Source organism: Tsukamurella sp. 8F, from assembly GCF_029167375.1.
Taxonomy (GTDB): domain Bacteria; phylum Actinomycetota; class Actinomycetes; order Mycobacteriales; family Mycobacteriaceae; genus Tsukamurella.
Genome location: NZ_JARFTP010000013.1, coordinates 79,010 through 94,293, shown reverse-complemented (window position 1 = coordinate 94,293; position 15,284 = coordinate 79,010). Strand labels below are relative to the sequence as shown.

Here is a 15,284-nt window from a genome sequence, read left to right as displayed (position 1 = left end):
TCATCTGCAGGTCAGCGCGTTCGCGAGCACTCCCATACCGGTCACACAGGTAACTTGTGCCTCATTTGTTACGTGCGACGATTTCCCGGCGCCTTTGTTCGGCCTGTACCGTCGGAACCCATGACCGCAGTATCGGCGCCCGAGGGGACTGGCCAGACGTACGCCGTTAAAGGCAACGCGTTCGGGCTGGCCATCATCGTGCTCAGCGGGATGTACTTCCTGTCCGTCCTGGACGGGACCGTCGTCTTCGTGGCGATGCCGAAGATCCAGGACGGGCTGCACCTGTCCGACGCCACCAAGGTGTGGGTGTTCGGCGCGTACGCGGTCGCTTTCGGCGGTCTGATGCTGCTCGGCGGCCGGTTGGGCGACACCTTCGGCCGGAAGAAGATGTTCATCTACGGCGTCTCGGGTTTCACGGTGACGTCAGGCCTCGCGGGTGCGGCGGGTGCGATGGACGGCTTTCTCGGATTGAGTGCCGAGGTGTGGTTGTTGGTCGCCCGCACGCTTCAGGGGGCGTCAGCGGCGGTCGCATGCCCGACTGCGCTCGCCCTCGTCGCCACCACCTTCGCGCCCGGCAAGGCGCGTAACCAGGCCTTTGCGATCTTCGCTGCGATGGCGGGCGTCGGCTCGGTCTCGGGGCTCGTAGCGGGTGGTGTGCTGGCCACCTGGCACTGGAGCCTCGTGTTCCTCATCAGCGTGCCCGCCGGCCTGGCGTGCGCAATCGGTGGCTACATCGCGCTCGAGGAGTCTTCGGCCGAGCGACGGCACTCGCTCGACGTGCGCGGCGCGGTACTGGCGGTGGTCGGCTGCGCGTCCGGTGTGTACGGCGCTACCGCGGGCCCCGAGGGCTGGTCTCGTCCGAGCGTGGTCATCGCATTCGCACTCGCGGCGGTGTGCCTCGTGATGTTCCTCGTCGTGGAGCGCGGCACGCGCAACCCGATCCTTCCGTTCTCGCTGTTCCGCAACCGCAACCGAGTTGCGACGATGATCGCCATCCTCATCTGTGGCGCCGTCATCCCCACGATGGGCTTCTATGTCTCGCTGACGTTCCAGCAGGTGCTCGGCTACGAGCCGTGGCAGTCCGGCGTGGCGCTGATGCCGTTCGCCGTGGGCATGGGCGTCTCCTCGGCGGTGTCCGCAAAGCTCGCGACGATGGTGCAGGCGCGATGGCTCGTCGCACTCGGCGGGATCGTTGTGCTCCTGCCGTGCCTGTTCGTCTACGCGACCATCGACGCCTACGCGTCGAATCCGAGTCGGCACGATGCGCATATCGCCTACTTCCCGCAGATCGCCGTCCCTGTGTTCATCATCGGCCTGGGCGTGGGACTCGCGCTGATCCCGCTCACCCTGTGCATCGTGGCCGGGGTCAAGCCCAATGAGATCGGCCCCCTGACCGCGCTGACCGAGGTCGCGCAGAATCTCGGCGGTGTCGGGGGACTGGCGATCGTCCAGGTGCTCGTCACGTCGCGCATCATGTCGAAGGGCGGTCCCACATCCGGTGAGATGAGCGCCGTGCCCGGCCTGCGCGACGTCCAATTGCATGCACTCGCATCGGGGTACGGCCTCGCGTTCCTGGCGTGCGCAGCGATCGTCGTCTTGGCCGGCATAGTCGTCGTCCCATTCATGCGCTTCACGCCTGAGCAGGTCGCCGAGGGCCAGGCCGTCCAGGAGTCGAACAAGTCCGGCGGTGCGATCCCGTCGACGTCGTTCCCGGCGCTCGCATTCCACGAAGACGAGGCCGAGGACGAATGGGAGCCAATCGAGGGCGACGTCACCTCCGGTACGTTCCCGGCGGTCAAGCGGAGCGACTACGAGCTGTTCTACAACGAGAGCCCGGACGATCCCGAGCCCGCGCCGTTCACCGATCGCATCCCGATCCTCGCCCGGCGCCGCACGCGCGCACCCGACCCGGAGCCCGACGAGTCGGCGACCACGGCGTTGCCGCTCGGCGCACCATCGGCGAGCCGCGACGAGCCGCCGACTCGCGGCACCCATCCCAGCGACCCGGTCCCGCGTCGACCCGAGCCGCCTCTGTCCGGTGTCGCGCGCGACAGCGGCGAGATCCGCCGCTCCGCCGATATCGAGCGTCCTAGCGGCTTCCGCATGCCGGAGCGCAACGGTCGTGTGCAGGCACCGGCGCCGCGCCCCGCCCAGACACCGCCGACGCAGGCCGTGCCGGTCCAGCGCCCCGTACCCGCTGGGCAGGGATTCCGCCCCAGCGGGCCCGTACAGCGCCAGGGCCGGCCGAGCGCGCCGATGCCGCGTCAGGGCGCGCCCGCGCCGCGGCCGAGCGGACCGATGCAGCCCCGTCCGAGCGCGCCGGTGCAGCGGCCCCCACAGCCTGCGGCCCCACAGGCGGGCTTCCGGGCGAGTGCCCCGATCCCGCGTCCGAGCGGCCCGGTGCAGCGCCCGAGCGGCCCCGTGCAGCGCCCGAGCGCGCCGCTGCAGCGCGGCGACGGCCGTCACGCCGCCCCTGACGCCTCGACACCCGACTCTGCCGCGTCCCAGGAGGGACGGCACAGCATGCGTGTAGGAGCCCAGTCGCCGCAGGCGGACCGCGTCAGCCGCGCGCGTCGGCACCGCCAGGACGACTGAGCCTCCCGGGACCCCCTCGGCCTACCCCGAGGTGACGATCGTGACCTCCTGGGAGCCGGTGACCTCGGCCCGCAGGCCCGCCTTCTGTGCCACGCGCACGACGGCGCGGGCGTCCGCGGGCTCCGCCCGGGTCGCGACGAGCGCCCTCGCCAGCAGGCCCTTGTGGTGCTTGTTGAAGTGCGACACGACGGAGCGGCTACCGTCCTCTCGTTCGGTGACGACGGTGGCGGTCACCGCACCTTCGACCCGCCCCAGGGCGGCGTAACCGCCCGATCGCAGATCGACGACCAGCCCGCAGTCGAGGGCATCCAGCGCGTCGGCGAGATCGGGCTTCCACTCGGCTGCGAGAGTGCGAAGCCCGGGGAGTTTCGACCCGGCGGAGAGCCGGTACGCGGGAATCGGGTCTGCGGCGCGGACCACTCCGAACAACGCGGATCCGATCGCGAGCCGCGCATCCGCCTTCGCGCGCTGCGCCCTGGTGAACCCGGCGACGTCCAGTGCCTCGTAGAGCACGCCCGTGTAGCGCTCGAGCGCCACGCGGGTCGGCGCGGACCACAGCGTGCGATTGCGCTCGAGCTCATCGGCCTGCGCGGCGGAGAGCCCGAGAGCGGCGCGGCCCGCAGTATCGTCGGCGGACACCTCGACGAGTGCCTCGGCGATGCGTACCCGGGTGTCCGTGAGGTCGGGCAGGGAGAGCTCGGCGAGGTCGAGCGGGCGGCCGGCGCCGCCACCTGTCTTGGTCTCCGACGGGGGAAGCAGGATCAGCACACCGGGCACACTAAGCTATCGACCCGTGATCACCCGACTCTCCCAGCTCTTCCTCCGCACGCTCCGCGACGACCCCGCGGACGCGGAGGTCCCGAGCCACAAGCTGCTAGTGCGTGCCGGATACGTGCGCCGCGTAGCGCCCGGCGTCTACAGCTGGCTGCCACTCGGCCTCAAGACTCTCCGCAACATCGAGGCCGTCGTGCGCGACGAGATGACAGCGATCGGCGGGCAGGAGATATCCCTACCTGCGTTGCTGCCGCGCGAGCCGTATGAGACGACGGGTCGATGGACCGAGTACGGCGACGCGCTGCTGAAGCTCAAGGATCGCAAGGGGACCGACATGTTGCTCGGGCCCACGCATGAGGAGATGTTCGCGCTCACCGTCAAGGGTGAGTACAGCTCCTACAAGGACCTTCCGGTGATCCTGTACCAGATCCAGACCAAGTACCGCGATGAGGAACGGCCGCGAGCCGGGATCCTGCGCGGGCGCGAGTTCATCATGAAGGACTCGTACTCGTTCGACCTGGACGAAGGCGGGCTCAAGGACGCGTACCACGCGCACCGCGAGGCGTACCAGCGCATCTTCGCGCGCCTCGGCGTCCAGTACGTGATCGTGGCGGCGACTTCCGGCGCGATGGGGGGCAGCGCGTCGGAGGAGTTCCTGGCGGAGAGCCCGGTGGGCGAGGACACGTATGTGCGCTGCCTCGAGTCCGGCTACGCCGCGAACGTCGAGGCGGTCGTCACGCCGGCGCCGGATCTGATCCCCCTCGACGGCCTGCCCGAGGCGGTCGTGCACCAGACCGAGAACACGCCCACTATCGCGACGTTGGTCGACTGGGCGAACGCGGCCGACCTGGGCCGGGCCGTCACCGCGGCGGACACCCTCAAGAACGTGCTCGTGAAGACGCGGCTGCCCGGCGACGAGTGGGAGTTGCTCGGCATCGGTGTCCCCGGCGATCGCGAGGTCGACTTCAAGCGTTTGGAGGCGTCGTTGGAGCCCGCCGAGGTGGAGCTGCTCGACGAGGACGATTTCAGGGCGAACCCCTTCCTGGTGAAGGGCTACGTGGGGCCGAAGGCTCTGCTGGACAACGGGGTTCGCTACTTGGTGGATCCGCGGGTCGTGACCGGGACCCGGTGGATCACGGGCGCCGACGCGCCGGGTGAGCACGTCGTGGACCTCGTCGCGGGCCGCGACTTCACCCCCGACGGCACGATCGAGGCGGCCGAGGTGCGCGACGGCGACCCGTCGCCGGACGGCCGCGGCACGCTCGTCTCAGCGCGTGGCATAGAGATCGGCCATATCTTCCAGCTGGGACGCAAGTACACCGACGCCTTCGAGGTCGATGTCCTCGGCGAGGACGGCAAGCCCGCCCGGCTCATCCAGGGCAGCTACGGTATCGGCGTCTCCCGTCTCGTCGCCGTCATCGCGGAGCAGTGGCACGACGACAAGGGGCTGCGCTGGCCCAAGGGGGTCGCGCCGTACGACGTGCACCTCGTGATCGCGAACAAGGACGCGGGCGCTTGGGAGGGCGCGGAGCAGCTTGCCGCGGACCTCGACGCACGGGGCCTCGAGGTGGTACTCGATGATCGCAAGGCGTCGCCCGGCGTGAAGTTCAAGGACTCCGAACTGCTGGGTGTCCCGACCGTGGTCGTGGTCGGCCGAGGCTGGGCCGACGGTGTCGTGGAGCTGCGCGACCGCCTCACCGGTGAGTCCCGCGAGGTGCCCGTGGCGGACGCCGCCGACGTGGTCGCCGCCGCCGCCCGCGCGTAGAGGTCGCTGCGACGTGCAGATCGGGCGTCCGCTTCGAACGGAGCCCCGCACGGACCATCCCGTGCGGGGCTCTCGTAGGGCGGTCTCAGAAGAGGCCGAGTAGGGCGTTACCCGTGGTCACGTCCTTGGAGGTGACCACGTAGATCCCCCAGATCACACTCAGGACGAGGGTGACGGCCCCGCACACGATGCCCGCGATCGCCAGGCCGCGGCCGCCCTCTCCGGTCTGCTTGATCTGGTTCAGCGAGATCACGCCGGTGATGATGCCCGCGATCGAGAAGAGGAAGCAGCAGATGCCGAGGATGCCCGTCACCAGGGAGGCGATCGCGAGGTTGTTGGTGCCGGGGGCCGACGGAGGGTAACCGGGCGTGCCGAAGCCCGGTGCGCCGGGGAACCCGCCCTGCGGGTACTGAGGCTGTTGGCCGTAGGGGTCGGACCCCGGGTACTGCTGGCCGAACTGTTGTCCGCCGAACTGCTGGTTGTACGGATCCTGTCCGTATCCGGACTGCCCGTATCCGGACTGCCCGTATCCCTGCTGTCCGTAGGGGGCCTGCTGGCCGTAGCCCGGCTGGCCTGGCTGGCCGTAGCCCGGCTGGCCGCCCGGATAGTCGGGTGCGGTGGGGTACTGGGGGAGTGCGGAATAGGGATCAGCGGGCGCGTACGGATCCGCGGGCGGCTGCGGCGAGCCCAACTGGTAGCCGGCCGACGGCGGCCCCGACGGGTACTTCGGCTGCTCGACGGACGGGCCCGACCCGCCGTCTCCCTCCTTGGACAGATTGGGCCGGATGACGGTCTCGTCGAAGGCACGGCCCGTGGGGTCCGAGTCGGGTCCCGGCTCGCTCTGCTTGTGCGGATCGCTGTCGGTCATGCGGGCCAGTCTAAGGACAACCCGCGGCGACTACGCGTCGCCGCCGGGCAAAGAGGGCGTCGCGGGGGCGATGTTCAGCGCGATCCGCCACCGCGCGGCGCGGGTCGCCGCGCCCGTCAGACCCCCGAGGGCGATGCGCCGGACACCATCGCTCCCGGCGGCCGAGAGGAGCTGCCGGTAGGCCTGAGCGCAGCCCTCCTCGGCGGTGACGGCGAGCTTGGCCGCCGTCGTGCCGTCGGTGACGGGGGTGGGGATCTTGTATGCGGGCGCAGCAGGCTGTGCGCTGGCGCCCGCCGTCTTGACGGCTGCCGCGACGGAGTCCCGCTGCGCCCGGTGCGCGGCGATGAACTCGGTCACGGAGTCCTGCCGCGCCGCCAGGGAGTACGCGGCGACGATGCCGTATGCGTACACGGCGGCGTCCTCCGCCTGCAGGGCGGCGTTGAGCGCGTCCGGTTCGTCTGTCATGCGAGCAGTACCTCCGCGTGGGTGGTGACGGCGGCGGCGACGGCGCCGAGCAGGGACGCACGGAATCCCGAGGACGAGACTGCCGCGTCACCCGCGGCGCGGGCGGATGCCTTGAGCTGGGAGACGAGCTTCGCCTGCGTCCGTGTCGCCGGCGCCGGCGCCGCGCTGGGCGACGGCGCGGGCTGTTCGAGGAACCGCGACAGTTCGTCGGTGATCGCCCGCGCATGTTCGGTGCGCTGCTCTGCGATCAGCCGGAGTGTCGTGGCCAGGGAAGGCGCGGTGGCGATGAGAGCGGTTGCGGCGGCGGCGTCGGCCCGAGCGGCGTCCGCGAGGTTCGTAAGCGTCTTCGTCGCGGGGTCGCCGCTGCGGTCCGGCGTGAACGAGCACGCGGTCAGGGCGCCCAGGGAGACGCCGGCCATTGCGATGGCCGCGCGGCGGGTGACGGTGCGCCCTGTCGGCACGCTCGGTTCGATGGCTGGCACGGGTACCGATACTAACCAGGGCGCGGCCCGGGAACGGCGACCTCGACGCGTGGAACACCTGACCGGCTGGGAGTTCCCAGCGCGAACGGGTATACTGCTCGGGCGCTTACGACAACTTCACAGGGGGCGGAAATGGCATTCGATGAGACCGCGGTCATGAGGACGGTGACACCCCTGGTGGAGTCCGCGGGCCTGGACCTGGAACGCGTCCGCGTGGTCAAGGCCGGCCCCAAATCAATGGTCAGCGTGGTCGTGGACAGTGACGCGGGTCCCTCCCTCGATGAGATCGCCGACCTCACGCGCGACGTGTCCGCCGCAATAGACGAGGACCCGGTATACGGGCAGCAGGCGTTCACCCTGGAGGTCACGACACCGGGGGCAGAGCGCCCCCTCGACGCGCCCCGCCACTGGCGCCGCGCGCGCGGCCGCCGCGCGGCGATCGAGTTCACCTCGGGTGATCGTCTGATCGCGCGAATCGGCGAGCTCGCGGCGGACGAGGCGACGGTCACCGTCGTCGTCCCGCGCCGGAAGGGCGGTCCCGAGGCGCGCGAGATCGCGCTCGCCGACGTGGCGAAGGCCGTCGTCCAGGTCGAATTCTCCCGTCCCGACTCACGTGAGCTGGAGTTGTCCGGCCTCACCCCCGGCCGGGTCACGCCCGGCGCCCCCGTCGACGAAACCGGAACCGGTGACGGGACTGCAGATTCCGAAGGAGACAAATGAATATCGACATCGCCGCGCTCAAGGCCATCGAGGCGGAGAAGGACATCGCGGTCGACACCGTCATCGACGCGATCCAGATCGCGCTGCTCACCGCGTACAAGCACACCGACGGCCATCAGCCCCACGCGTACATCGACATCGACCGCAAGTCGGGGGCGGTACGTGTGATCGCACAGGAGCTGGACGCCGAGGGCAACGTCATCGGCGAGTGGGACGACACCCCCGAGGGCTTCGGGCGCATCGCCGCGGACTCGGCACGCCAGTTGATCACGCAGCGCCTGCGGGATGCCGAGAACGAGCGCAACTTCGGCGAGTTCTCCGCACACGAGGGCGAGATCGTCGGCGGCGTCGTACAGGCCGATTCCCGGGCGCGGGCCAAGGGCTTCGTCGTCGCGCACATCGGCCCCGAGAACGGCGGTCACGACGCCGTCCTGCCGCCGGCCGAGCAGGTGCCCGGTGAGCTCTACGAACACGGCGCGCGCATCAAGTTCTACGTGGTGGGTGTAGGTCGCGGGCAGCGTGGCGTGCAGATCACGCTGTCGCGCACGCACCCCAACCTGGTGAAGAAGCTGTTCGCGCTCGAGGTGCCGGAGATCGCCGACGGCAGCGTCGAGATCGTGTCGGTGGCCCGCGAGGCCGGTCATCGCTCGAAGATCGCCGTGCGAACGTCTGTGCCGGGTCTCAATGCGAAGGGTGCGTGTATCGGCCCGATGGGACAGCGCGTGCGCAATGTGATGAACGAGCTGGCGGGGGAGAAGATCGACATCATCTCGTACGACGACGATCCCGCGGTATTCGTCGGCAACGCCCTCTCGCCGTCATCCGTCGTATCCGTTACGGTCGTCGACCCCAAGGAGAAGGCGGCGCGAGTCGTCGTCCCGGACTACAAGCTTTCGCTCGCGATCGGCAAGGAGGGGCAGAACGCTCGTCTCGCCGCTCGCCTCACCGGGTGGCGCATCGACATCCGCTCGGACGCCGACGCAGCCCAGAAGTGAGCGCGGCGCCGGGGCCGGATGTACCTGCGGCCGGCGGTCCGGTCCGGATGTGCATCGGCTGCCGGGGCCGTGCGCCGCAGGCCGAGCTGGTCAGGACGGTCGCGGTCGCCGTCGACGACGGTGCGGTGCGGGTCGTCGCCGACGCGGCGCGGCGCATGCCCGGGCGGGGAGCGTGGGTGCACCCGCGTTCTGAATGCGTGGCCAACGCGGTCAGACGGCAGGCGTTCCGCCGGGCCCTGCGGCTGCAGGGGCCGGTGGCGGTCGACGAGGCCGCGCTGCTCGGAGCGGCGCCGGATTAGTTTCCGGTTTGCCTGGCGCGGTACAGTGTAGGGCGGCCCGAGAAGACTCCTCCGTGACCGGAGGCGTGTTCGGGACCGGTCGTGGATCCGAAGGACCTGATGCAGGTCGGCCAGGCCTCGAGGACAGGAACGAGTTTGTAGTCATGAGTACACCGTGAAGCTTCAGCGATGAACGGCCGTCGGAGTAGGTAATCCGGGGTCGGCGGGACCATAAGTCACCGCTCGACCTCGCAGTGAGGAGAGTAGTGGCAGGCAAGGCCCGCGTGCACGAGTTGGCTAAGGAACTCGGTGTCACAAGTAAGGAAGTACTCGCTCGGTTGAGCGAGCAGGGCGAATTCGTGAAGTCGGCTTCGTCCACCGTCGAGGCGCCTGTGGCGCGTCGACTGCGCGAGTCGTACTCGCCCAAGAAGACGGACGGTGCGGCCGCGAAGCCGTCGGCTCCCCGTCCCGGCACAGCCAAGCCCGGCGCGAAGCCGGGGCCCGCGCGCCCCGCGGCACCGGCGGACCGAGCGGCCGCGGCCGACCACTCTGCGCCGCAGGAGCCGGCCGCAGAAGAGCGCCCCGCAGCCGCCGGCCCCAAGCCCGGCGCCGCGCGCCCGGGACCGCGTTCCGACGCCCGTCCCGGCCCGCGCTCCGAGGCCCGCCCCGCGCAGGCCCGCCCCGAGGGTGGCGATGCGCAGGCGAACGCCGGCCGTCCCGGCCCGCGTCCCGCGGGTCCGCGTCCGGCAGGCCCGAAGCCCGGTCCGCGCACGCCGCGGGTCGGCAACAATCCGTTCTCGTCGGCCCCGGCCGAGCGCCCGCCGCGTCCGGCGCCGGGCGCCGGCGGCCCTCGTCCGGCACGTCCCGGGCCGGGTGGTCCGCGTCCCGGTCCCGGTGGCGCCCGTCCGCAGGGCCAGGGCGGTCCGCGGCCGCAGGGCGGTCGTCCCGCCCCCGGCCAGGGCGGTCCCCGTCCGACGCCGGGCAATATGCCCCCGCGCCCGAATCCGGGTGCCATGCCCGCCCGCGCCGCGCGTCCGGCCACCGGAGGCCGGCCCGGCGGCGGGCCCGGCGGTCGCGGTCGTCCCGGTGGGGGCGGCGGCGGTGGCGGCTTCCGCGGTGGTCCCGGTGGCGGTGCACCCGCTGCCGGCGGTTTCCGCGGTCGCCCCGGCGGCGGTGGCCGGGGTCGTCCCGGCGGTGCCGCAGGTGCGTTCGGCCGTCCCGGTGGCGCTCCGCGCAGGGGGCGCAAGTCGAAGCGGGCGAAGCGCGCCGAATACGAGAACATGCAGGCGCCCATCGCCGGTGGCGTCCGGCTGCCGCGCGGCCAGGGCGAGACCATCCGTCTCGCCCGGGGTGCCTCGCTGAGCGACTTCGCCGAGAAGATCGACGCGAATCCAGCATCCCTGGTCCAGGCGCTGTTCAATCTGGGCGAGATGGTCACCGCGACCCAGTCGGTGAACGAGGAGACCCTCGTGCTGCTGGGCGAGGAGATGAACTACGTCGTCCAGGTCGTCAGCCCCGAGGATGAGGACCGCGAGCTGCTCGACAGCTTCGACCTCACCTACGGCGAGGACGAGGGCACCGAGGAGGACCTCGAGCAGCGGCCTCCGGTGGTCACCGTCATGGGTCACGTCGACCACGGCAAGACCCGTCTGCTGGACACCATCCGTAAGGCGAACGTCCGTGAGGGCGAGGCCGGCGGCATCACTCAGCACATCGGCGCCTACCAGGTCCTCACGGAGCTGGACGGCAACGAGCGCCTGGTGACGTTCATCGACACCCCGGGTCACGAGGCGTTCACCGCCATGCGTGCCCGCGGTGCGAAGGCCACCGACATCGCGATCCTCGTGGTCGCCGCCGACGACGGCGTCATGCCGCAGACGGTGGAGGCGATCAACCACGCGCAGGCGGCCGAGGTGCCGATCGTGGTGGCGGTCAACAAGATCGACAAGGAAGGCGCGCAGCCGGAGAAGATCCGCGGCCAGCTCACCGAGTACGGCCTGATCCCCGAGGAGTACGGCGGCGAGACCATGTTCGTCGACATCTCGGCGAAGCAGGGCACCAACATCGAGGCCCTCCTCGAGGCCGTGCTGCTGACCGCGGACGCGTCGCTGGATCTGCGGGCCAACCCGGACATGGACGCTCAGGGCGTCGCGATCGAGGCGCACCTCGATCGCGGGCGTGGTCCCGTGGCTACCGTGCTGATCCAGCGCGGCACGCTTCGGGTCGGCGACTCGATCGTCGCGGGCGACGCGTACGGTCGCGTCCGCCGCATGGTCGACGAGAACGGCGACGACATCGCAGAGGCCACACCGTCGCGGCCGGCCCAGGTCATCGGCTTCACGTCGGTGCCGGGCGCGGGCGACAACCTGCTCGTGGTCGATGAGGACCGCATCGCGCGGCAGATCGCCGACAGGCGCAACGCACGCAAGCGCAATGCGCTCGCCGCACGGTCGCGCAAGCGCGTGTCGCTCGAGGACCTGGACGCCGCGCTCAAGGAGACGAGCCAGCTCAACCTCATCCTCAAGGGTGACAACAGCGGTACCGTCGAGGCCCTCGAGGAGGCCCTGCTGGGCATCGAGGTCGACGACGAGGTGGCCCTGCGGGTCATCGACCGCGGCGTCGGCGGTGTCACCGAGACCAACGTCAACCTGGCGTCGGCCTCGAACGCCGTCATCATCGGCTTCAACGTCCGTGCCGAGGGCAAGGCGACGGAGCTGGCGAACCGTGAGGGCGTCGACATCCGCTACTACTCCGTCATCTACCAGGCGATCGATGAGGTCGAGAGCGCGCTCAAGGGCATGCTCAAGCCTGTGTACGAGGAGCAGGAGCTGGGCCAGGCGGAGATCCGCGCGATCTTCAAGTCGTCCAAGGTGGGCAACATCGCCGGCTGCCTGGTGCAGTCGGGGATCATGCGCCGCAACGCGAAGGCGCGCCTGCTGCGCGACAGTGTCGTGGTGGCGGAGAACCTCACCGTCAGCTCGCTCAAGCGCGAGAAGGACGATGCGACCGAGGTCCGCGAGGGCTACGAATGCGGTCTCACCTTGACGTACTCCGACATCAAGGTCGGCGACGTCATCGAGACCTACGAACTGGTGGAGAAGGCGCGCGACTGATCCGACGTAGGTGGCCGGCCTCCGCACTGTCGGGGGCCGGCCGCATACTTCGCCGGGTGCGCCGTGAAGCCCCTGGGCCGGGTGGGCCCGTGATGTGTTCACAGGTGTGATCGAGATCGACCTGCTCCTCGGGGATGTCAGGTCGCTGAAGCAGAAGCGGTCCGTCGTGCGCCCCATCCTCGCCGAGCTGCGGAGGTTCTCCGTGAGCGTGGCCGAGGTCGGTGCGCTGGACCTACACCGCCGCGCGGTCCTCGGTGTCGGTGTGGTGGGCCCGGACGGCGCCCACGTCGCAGAGGTGCTGGACCGCTGCGAGCGTGCTGCCACGGGTCATCCTGAGGTGACCGTATTGTCAGTGCGGAGGCGCCTGTGGGGTCCCGAGGACTGATGAGAAGACGACGAGAGAGATAGGTGATCGGGCATGGCTGATCCGGCTCGCGCGCAGCGCCTTGCCAAGCGGATCGCGACGATCGTCGCGACGGCGATCGAGCACGACATCAAGGATCCGCGCCTGGATTACGTGACCGTGACGGACGCCCGGCTGACGGGCGACCTGCACGATGCAACGGTGTATTACACCGTGATGGGGCCGACGCTCGACGTCGATCCCGATTATGAGGCGGCCGCCGCAGGCCTGGAGAAGGCCCGCGGGCAGCTGCGGTCCAAGGTGGGCGCGGGTACGGGCGTGCGCTTCACGCCGACGCTGCGGTTCGAGCTCGACAGCGTCCCGGAGGCGGTTGCCAACATGGAGGCGCTGCTCGCCCGGGCTCGTGAGCAGGACGAGCGCGTCGCCGCGGCTGCGGCGGGCGCGAAGCCGGCCGGCGAGGCCGACCCGTACCGGGCGCCCCGCGAGGACGAGCACGAGGACGAGGCAGACCCGGGCGAGGCCGATGCCGGACGCTGACGTGGACACGGCCCTGGTGGCCGTGGCCGACGCGCTCCGCAGCGCGGACTCGGTGGCCATCATGTGCCACCAGCGGCCCGATGCGGACACCACCGGCTCAGCGCTCGCGCTGCGCCGGACCCTGGGGCGCCTAGGGATCGACGCCTCGGTCAGCGCTCCCGACGGCGTGCCGCTGCCTCCGGCCCTCGCGTCCCTGCCCGGCGCCGAAGCGTTCGGGGCACCGCGCGCCGGTGCCGCTGTCGCCGTCGCCGTCGACTGTGCGAGCGCGGAACGTCTGGGCGACCTGCAGCTTGCATTCGAGGCTGCACCCGTGCGTCTCGTGATCGACCACCACCGCTCGAATGTCGGCTTCGGCACCGTCGACGTCGTCGACCCGACCGCCAACTGCACGACCGAGCTGATCCTGCGGCTTGCGGACGCGTTGGGCGTCGAGCCGGACCAGCCGACTGCGGACTGCCTGTACGCCGGTCTGGTGACGGACACGGGCTCGTTCCGCTGGTCCAACCCCGACGGTCATGCCATCGCCTCGCGCCTGCTCGCGGCGGGCGCAAAGGGGGCGGAACTCGCGCGGACCCTGCTCGACAGCCACCCGATGGGGTGGCTTCGTCTGACCGCACGAGTACTGGCGTCCGCGACCGAGGTGCCTTCCGCATTCGGTGGCCGCGGTGTCGTGTACTCGGTGTGCACGGCCGATGATCTCGGCGACCTGCCGTGGGATGCGGCCGAGTCGCTTATCGACCTTCTGCGCACCGTCGACTCGGCCGAGGTCGCGGCCCTGTTCAAGGAGGGCGAGCCGGGCCGCTGGTCGGCGTCTCTGCGGGCCAAGGCCGACGTCGACGTGAGCGAGTTCGCGCGCGGCTTCGGCGGCGGCGGGCATCGCCTGGCCTCCGGGTACTCCGCCGATGGTGACGCCGACGAGGTCGTGCGGGCCTTCCTCGCGCGTGTCTGACGCGGTAGCCGAGCGTGCCTGAGGCCGCTGCCACCGCCGGGCTGGGGCGCCGGATCATGGGTCAGGCCCTGCCGGCGCTCGGCGTGCTCGCAGCCGAGCCGCTGTACCTGCTGTGGGATACCGCAGTCGTGGGGCGCCTGGGGGCGCTTCCGCTCGCCGGGCTGGCGGTCGGCGCGCTGATCCTTGCGACGGTCTCGACGCAGCTGACGTTCCTGTCCTACGGCACGACCGCGCGCTCGGCCAGGCGGTTCGGCGCAGGTGATCCGCACGGCGCCGTCACTGAAGGCGTGGCCGCCACGTGGATCGCGCTCGGCGTGGGCGCCGTGCTGTCGGCTGCGGTGCAGGTGCTCGCCGGGCCGGTCACGCGCGCAGTGTCGGGCGGCGACGACATCGCCTCCGCGGCCGAGTCGTGGGTGCGGGTCGCCTCGTGGGGTATCCCGCTGATCCTCGTCACCATGGCGGGAAACGGGTGGCTGCGCGGCGTGCAGCGGCCGAGGGCGCCGCTGGTCTTCGTCGCTGTGGGACTCGGGCTGTCGGCGGTCGTGTGCCCGATGCTCACGCACGGTCTGCTGGGCGCGCCGCGCATCGGGCTCGTCGGTTCGGCATGGGCCAATCTTCTCGGCCAGTCGGTCTCCGGGCTGGCGTTCCTCGCCGCGCTCGTGCGGTCCCGGCCCGAGGGCGAGAGCCTCGGCGCGTTCCTGCGCCCGCGGCCGGCGCTCATGGCTGCGCAGCTCAGGCTGGGGCGGGACCTGATCGTCCGCAGCCTCTCCTTCCAGATCTGCTTCGTATCGGCAGGCGCGGTCGCGGCTCGCGTCGGTGCGCAGGCGGTCGGGGCGCATCAGATCGCCATGCAGCTGTGGAATTTCATCTCCCTGTTGCTCGACTCGCTCGCGATCGCGGCCCAGACGCTGGTCGGTGCGGCCCTCGGCGCCGCGGACCGGCTCGGTGCGCGGCGCATCGCAGCCCGCGTCACGGTCTGGTCGGCCGGCGCCGCGCTTCTCGTCTCGCTGGCGCTGGCCGTGACCAGCCCGTTCGCCCCGCACGCCTTCACCTCGGCCGCCGACGTGATCGCGGCCCTCGTCGTACCGTGGTGGCTCCTGGTCGGGATGGTGCCGGTGGCGGGCGTGGTGTTCGCTCTCGACGGCGTACTGCTCGGCGCGGCCGATGCGGCCTACCTGCGGACGACGACACTGGCCTCCGCTCTCGTCGGATTCCTCCCGATGATCTGGTTGTCGTACTGGTTCGGTTGGGGCCTTGCGGGCATCTGGTCCGGGCTGGCGGCATTCATGGTGTTGCGCTGCGCGGCGGTGGTCTGGAGAGTCCGCGGGTCGGCTTGGACGCGCTGACGTCCGGGACATATGCATTCGGGCTAATCGGTC

14 protein-coding genes are annotated in these 15,284 nt (G+C 70.9%); 10 read left to right on the top strand and 4 right to left on the bottom strand.

Translation table 11 applies throughout. The annotated features are described in order from the left end of the window. Window positions 1-120: 120 nt before the first annotated feature. A complete protein-coding gene (locus P0W64_RS12250; protein WP_275480400.1) occupies window positions 121-2,595 on the top strand; it encodes an MDR family MFS transporter in 2,475 nt (824 codons plus the stop codon). A gap of 21 nt (window positions 2,596-2,616) precedes the next feature. On the opposite strand, the gene yaaA is transcribed toward P0W64_RS12250, so the two are convergent. Beyond that, complete coding sequence (gene yaaA / locus P0W64_RS12245) at window positions 2,617-3,363, bottom strand: peroxide stress protein YaaA (protein ID WP_275480399.1); 747 nt, start codon at window positions 3,361-3,363, stop codon at window positions 2,617-2,619. Window positions 3,364-3,388: 25 nt separating this feature from the next. Between yaaA and P0W64_RS12240 the strand changes: the two genes are divergently transcribed. After that, window positions 3,389-5,134 carry a proline--tRNA ligase gene (locus tag P0W64_RS12240; protein ID WP_275480398.1) on the top strand — a complete coding sequence of 582 codons (1,746 nt, stop codon included), beginning with the start codon at window positions 3,389-3,391 and terminating at the stop codon, window positions 5,132-5,134. 85 nt (window positions 5,135-5,219) lie between these two features. Here the strand turns inward: P0W64_RS12240 and P0W64_RS12235 are convergent, their stop codons facing one another. From P0W64_RS12235 to P0W64_RS12225, 3 genes are read right to left on the bottom strand one after another with little or no spacing between them, the layout of a single operon-like run. After that, window positions 5,220-6,002 carry a DUF4190 domain-containing protein gene (locus P0W64_RS12235; RefSeq protein WP_275480397.1) on the bottom strand — a complete coding sequence of 261 codons (783 nt, stop codon included), beginning with the start codon at window positions 6,000-6,002 and terminating at the stop codon, window positions 5,220-5,222. Between the two features lie 30 nt (window positions 6,003-6,032). Next, window positions 6,033-6,467, bottom strand: coding sequence for a ferritin-like domain-containing protein (locus P0W64_RS12230; protein WP_275480396.1), 435 nt, complete (start codon window positions 6,465-6,467; stop codon window positions 6,033-6,035). Then, on the bottom strand, window positions 6,464-6,949 hold the full coding sequence (locus tag P0W64_RS12225) for a hypothetical protein (protein ID WP_275480395.1): 486 nt from the start codon (window positions 6,947-6,949) through the stop codon (window positions 6,464-6,466). Before P0W64_RS12225 ends, P0W64_RS12230 begins: the two co-directional genes overlap by 4 nt. Window positions 6,950-7,081: 132 nt before the next feature. Between P0W64_RS12225 and rimP the strand changes: the two genes are divergently transcribed. From rimP to P0W64_RS12185, 8 genes are all read left to right on the top strand, one after another. Further along, a complete protein-coding gene (rimP, locus tag P0W64_RS12220) occupies window positions 7,082-7,669 on the top strand; it encodes a ribosome maturation factor RimP (protein WP_275480394.1) in 588 nt (195 codons plus the stop codon). Further along, a complete protein-coding gene (nusA, locus tag P0W64_RS12215; RefSeq protein WP_275480393.1) occupies window positions 7,666-8,664 on the top strand; it encodes a transcription termination factor NusA in 999 nt (332 codons plus the stop codon). Before rimP ends, nusA begins: the two co-directional genes overlap by 4 nt. Further along, on the top strand, window positions 8,661-8,963 hold the full coding sequence (locus P0W64_RS12210; RefSeq protein ID WP_275480392.1) for a YlxR family protein: 303 nt from the start codon (window positions 8,661-8,663) through the stop codon (window positions 8,961-8,963). The genes nusA and P0W64_RS12210 overlap by 4 nt, the downstream gene beginning before the upstream one ends. A gap of 245 nt (window positions 8,964-9,208) precedes the next feature. After that, window positions 9,209-12,055, top strand: a complete 2,847-nt coding sequence (gene infB, locus P0W64_RS12205; protein ID WP_275480391.1) for a translation initiation factor IF-2 — start codon at window positions 9,209-9,211, stop codon at window positions 12,053-12,055. Window positions 12,056-12,149: 94 nt separating this feature from the next. Next, complete coding sequence (locus P0W64_RS12200; RefSeq protein ID WP_275480390.1) at window positions 12,150-12,440, top strand: DUF503 domain-containing protein; 291 nt, start codon at window positions 12,150-12,152, stop codon at window positions 12,438-12,440. A 33-nt stretch (window positions 12,441-12,473) separates the two neighbouring features. Further along, window positions 12,474-12,956, top strand: coding sequence for a 30S ribosome-binding factor RbfA (gene rbfA, locus P0W64_RS12195; protein ID WP_275480389.1), 483 nt, complete (start codon window positions 12,474-12,476; stop codon window positions 12,954-12,956). Next, complete coding sequence (locus tag P0W64_RS12190) at window positions 12,943-13,905, top strand: bifunctional oligoribonuclease/PAP phosphatase NrnA (protein ID WP_275480388.1); 963 nt, start codon at window positions 12,943-12,945, stop codon at window positions 13,903-13,905. Before rbfA ends, P0W64_RS12190 begins: the two co-directional genes overlap by 14 nt. 56 nt (window positions 13,906-13,961) lie before the next feature. Next, a complete protein-coding gene (locus P0W64_RS12185) occupies window positions 13,962-15,251 on the top strand; it encodes an MATE family efflux transporter (RefSeq protein WP_275480445.1) in 1,290 nt (429 codons plus the stop codon). Window positions 15,252-15,284: the final 33 nt, after the last annotated feature.

Bases quoted from the DNA above. Each gene is read 5' to 3' on its own strand.
- rimP (WP_275480394.1), top strand. From the start codon at position 7,082: ATGGCATTCGATGAGACCGCGGTCATGAGGACGGTGACACCCCTGGTG.
- rbfA (WP_275480389.1), top strand. From the start codon at position 12,474: ATGGCTGATCCGGCTCGCGCGCAGCGCCTTGCCAAGCGGATCGCGACG.
- P0W64_RS12190 (WP_275480388.1), top strand. From the start codon at position 12,943: ATGCCGGACGCTGACGTGGACACGGCCCTGGTGGCCGTGGCCGACGCG.
- P0W64_RS12230 (WP_275480396.1), bottom strand. From the start codon at position 6,467: ATGACAGACGAACCGGACGCGCTCAACGCCGCCCTGCAGGCGGAGGAC.
- P0W64_RS12250 (WP_275480400.1), top strand. From the start codon at position 121: ATGACCGCAGTATCGGCGCCCGAGGGGACTGGCCAGACGTACGCCGTT.
- P0W64_RS12235 (WP_275480397.1), bottom strand. From the start codon at position 6,002: ATGACCGACAGCGATCCGCACAAGCAGAGCGAGCCGGGACCCGACTCG.
- P0W64_RS12185 (WP_275480445.1), top strand. From the start codon at position 13,962: ATGGGTCAGGCCCTGCCGGCGCTCGGCGTGCTCGCAGCCGAGCCGCTG.
- nusA (WP_275480393.1), top strand. From the start codon at position 7,666: ATGAATATCGACATCGCCGCGCTCAAGGCCATCGAGGCGGAGAAGGAC.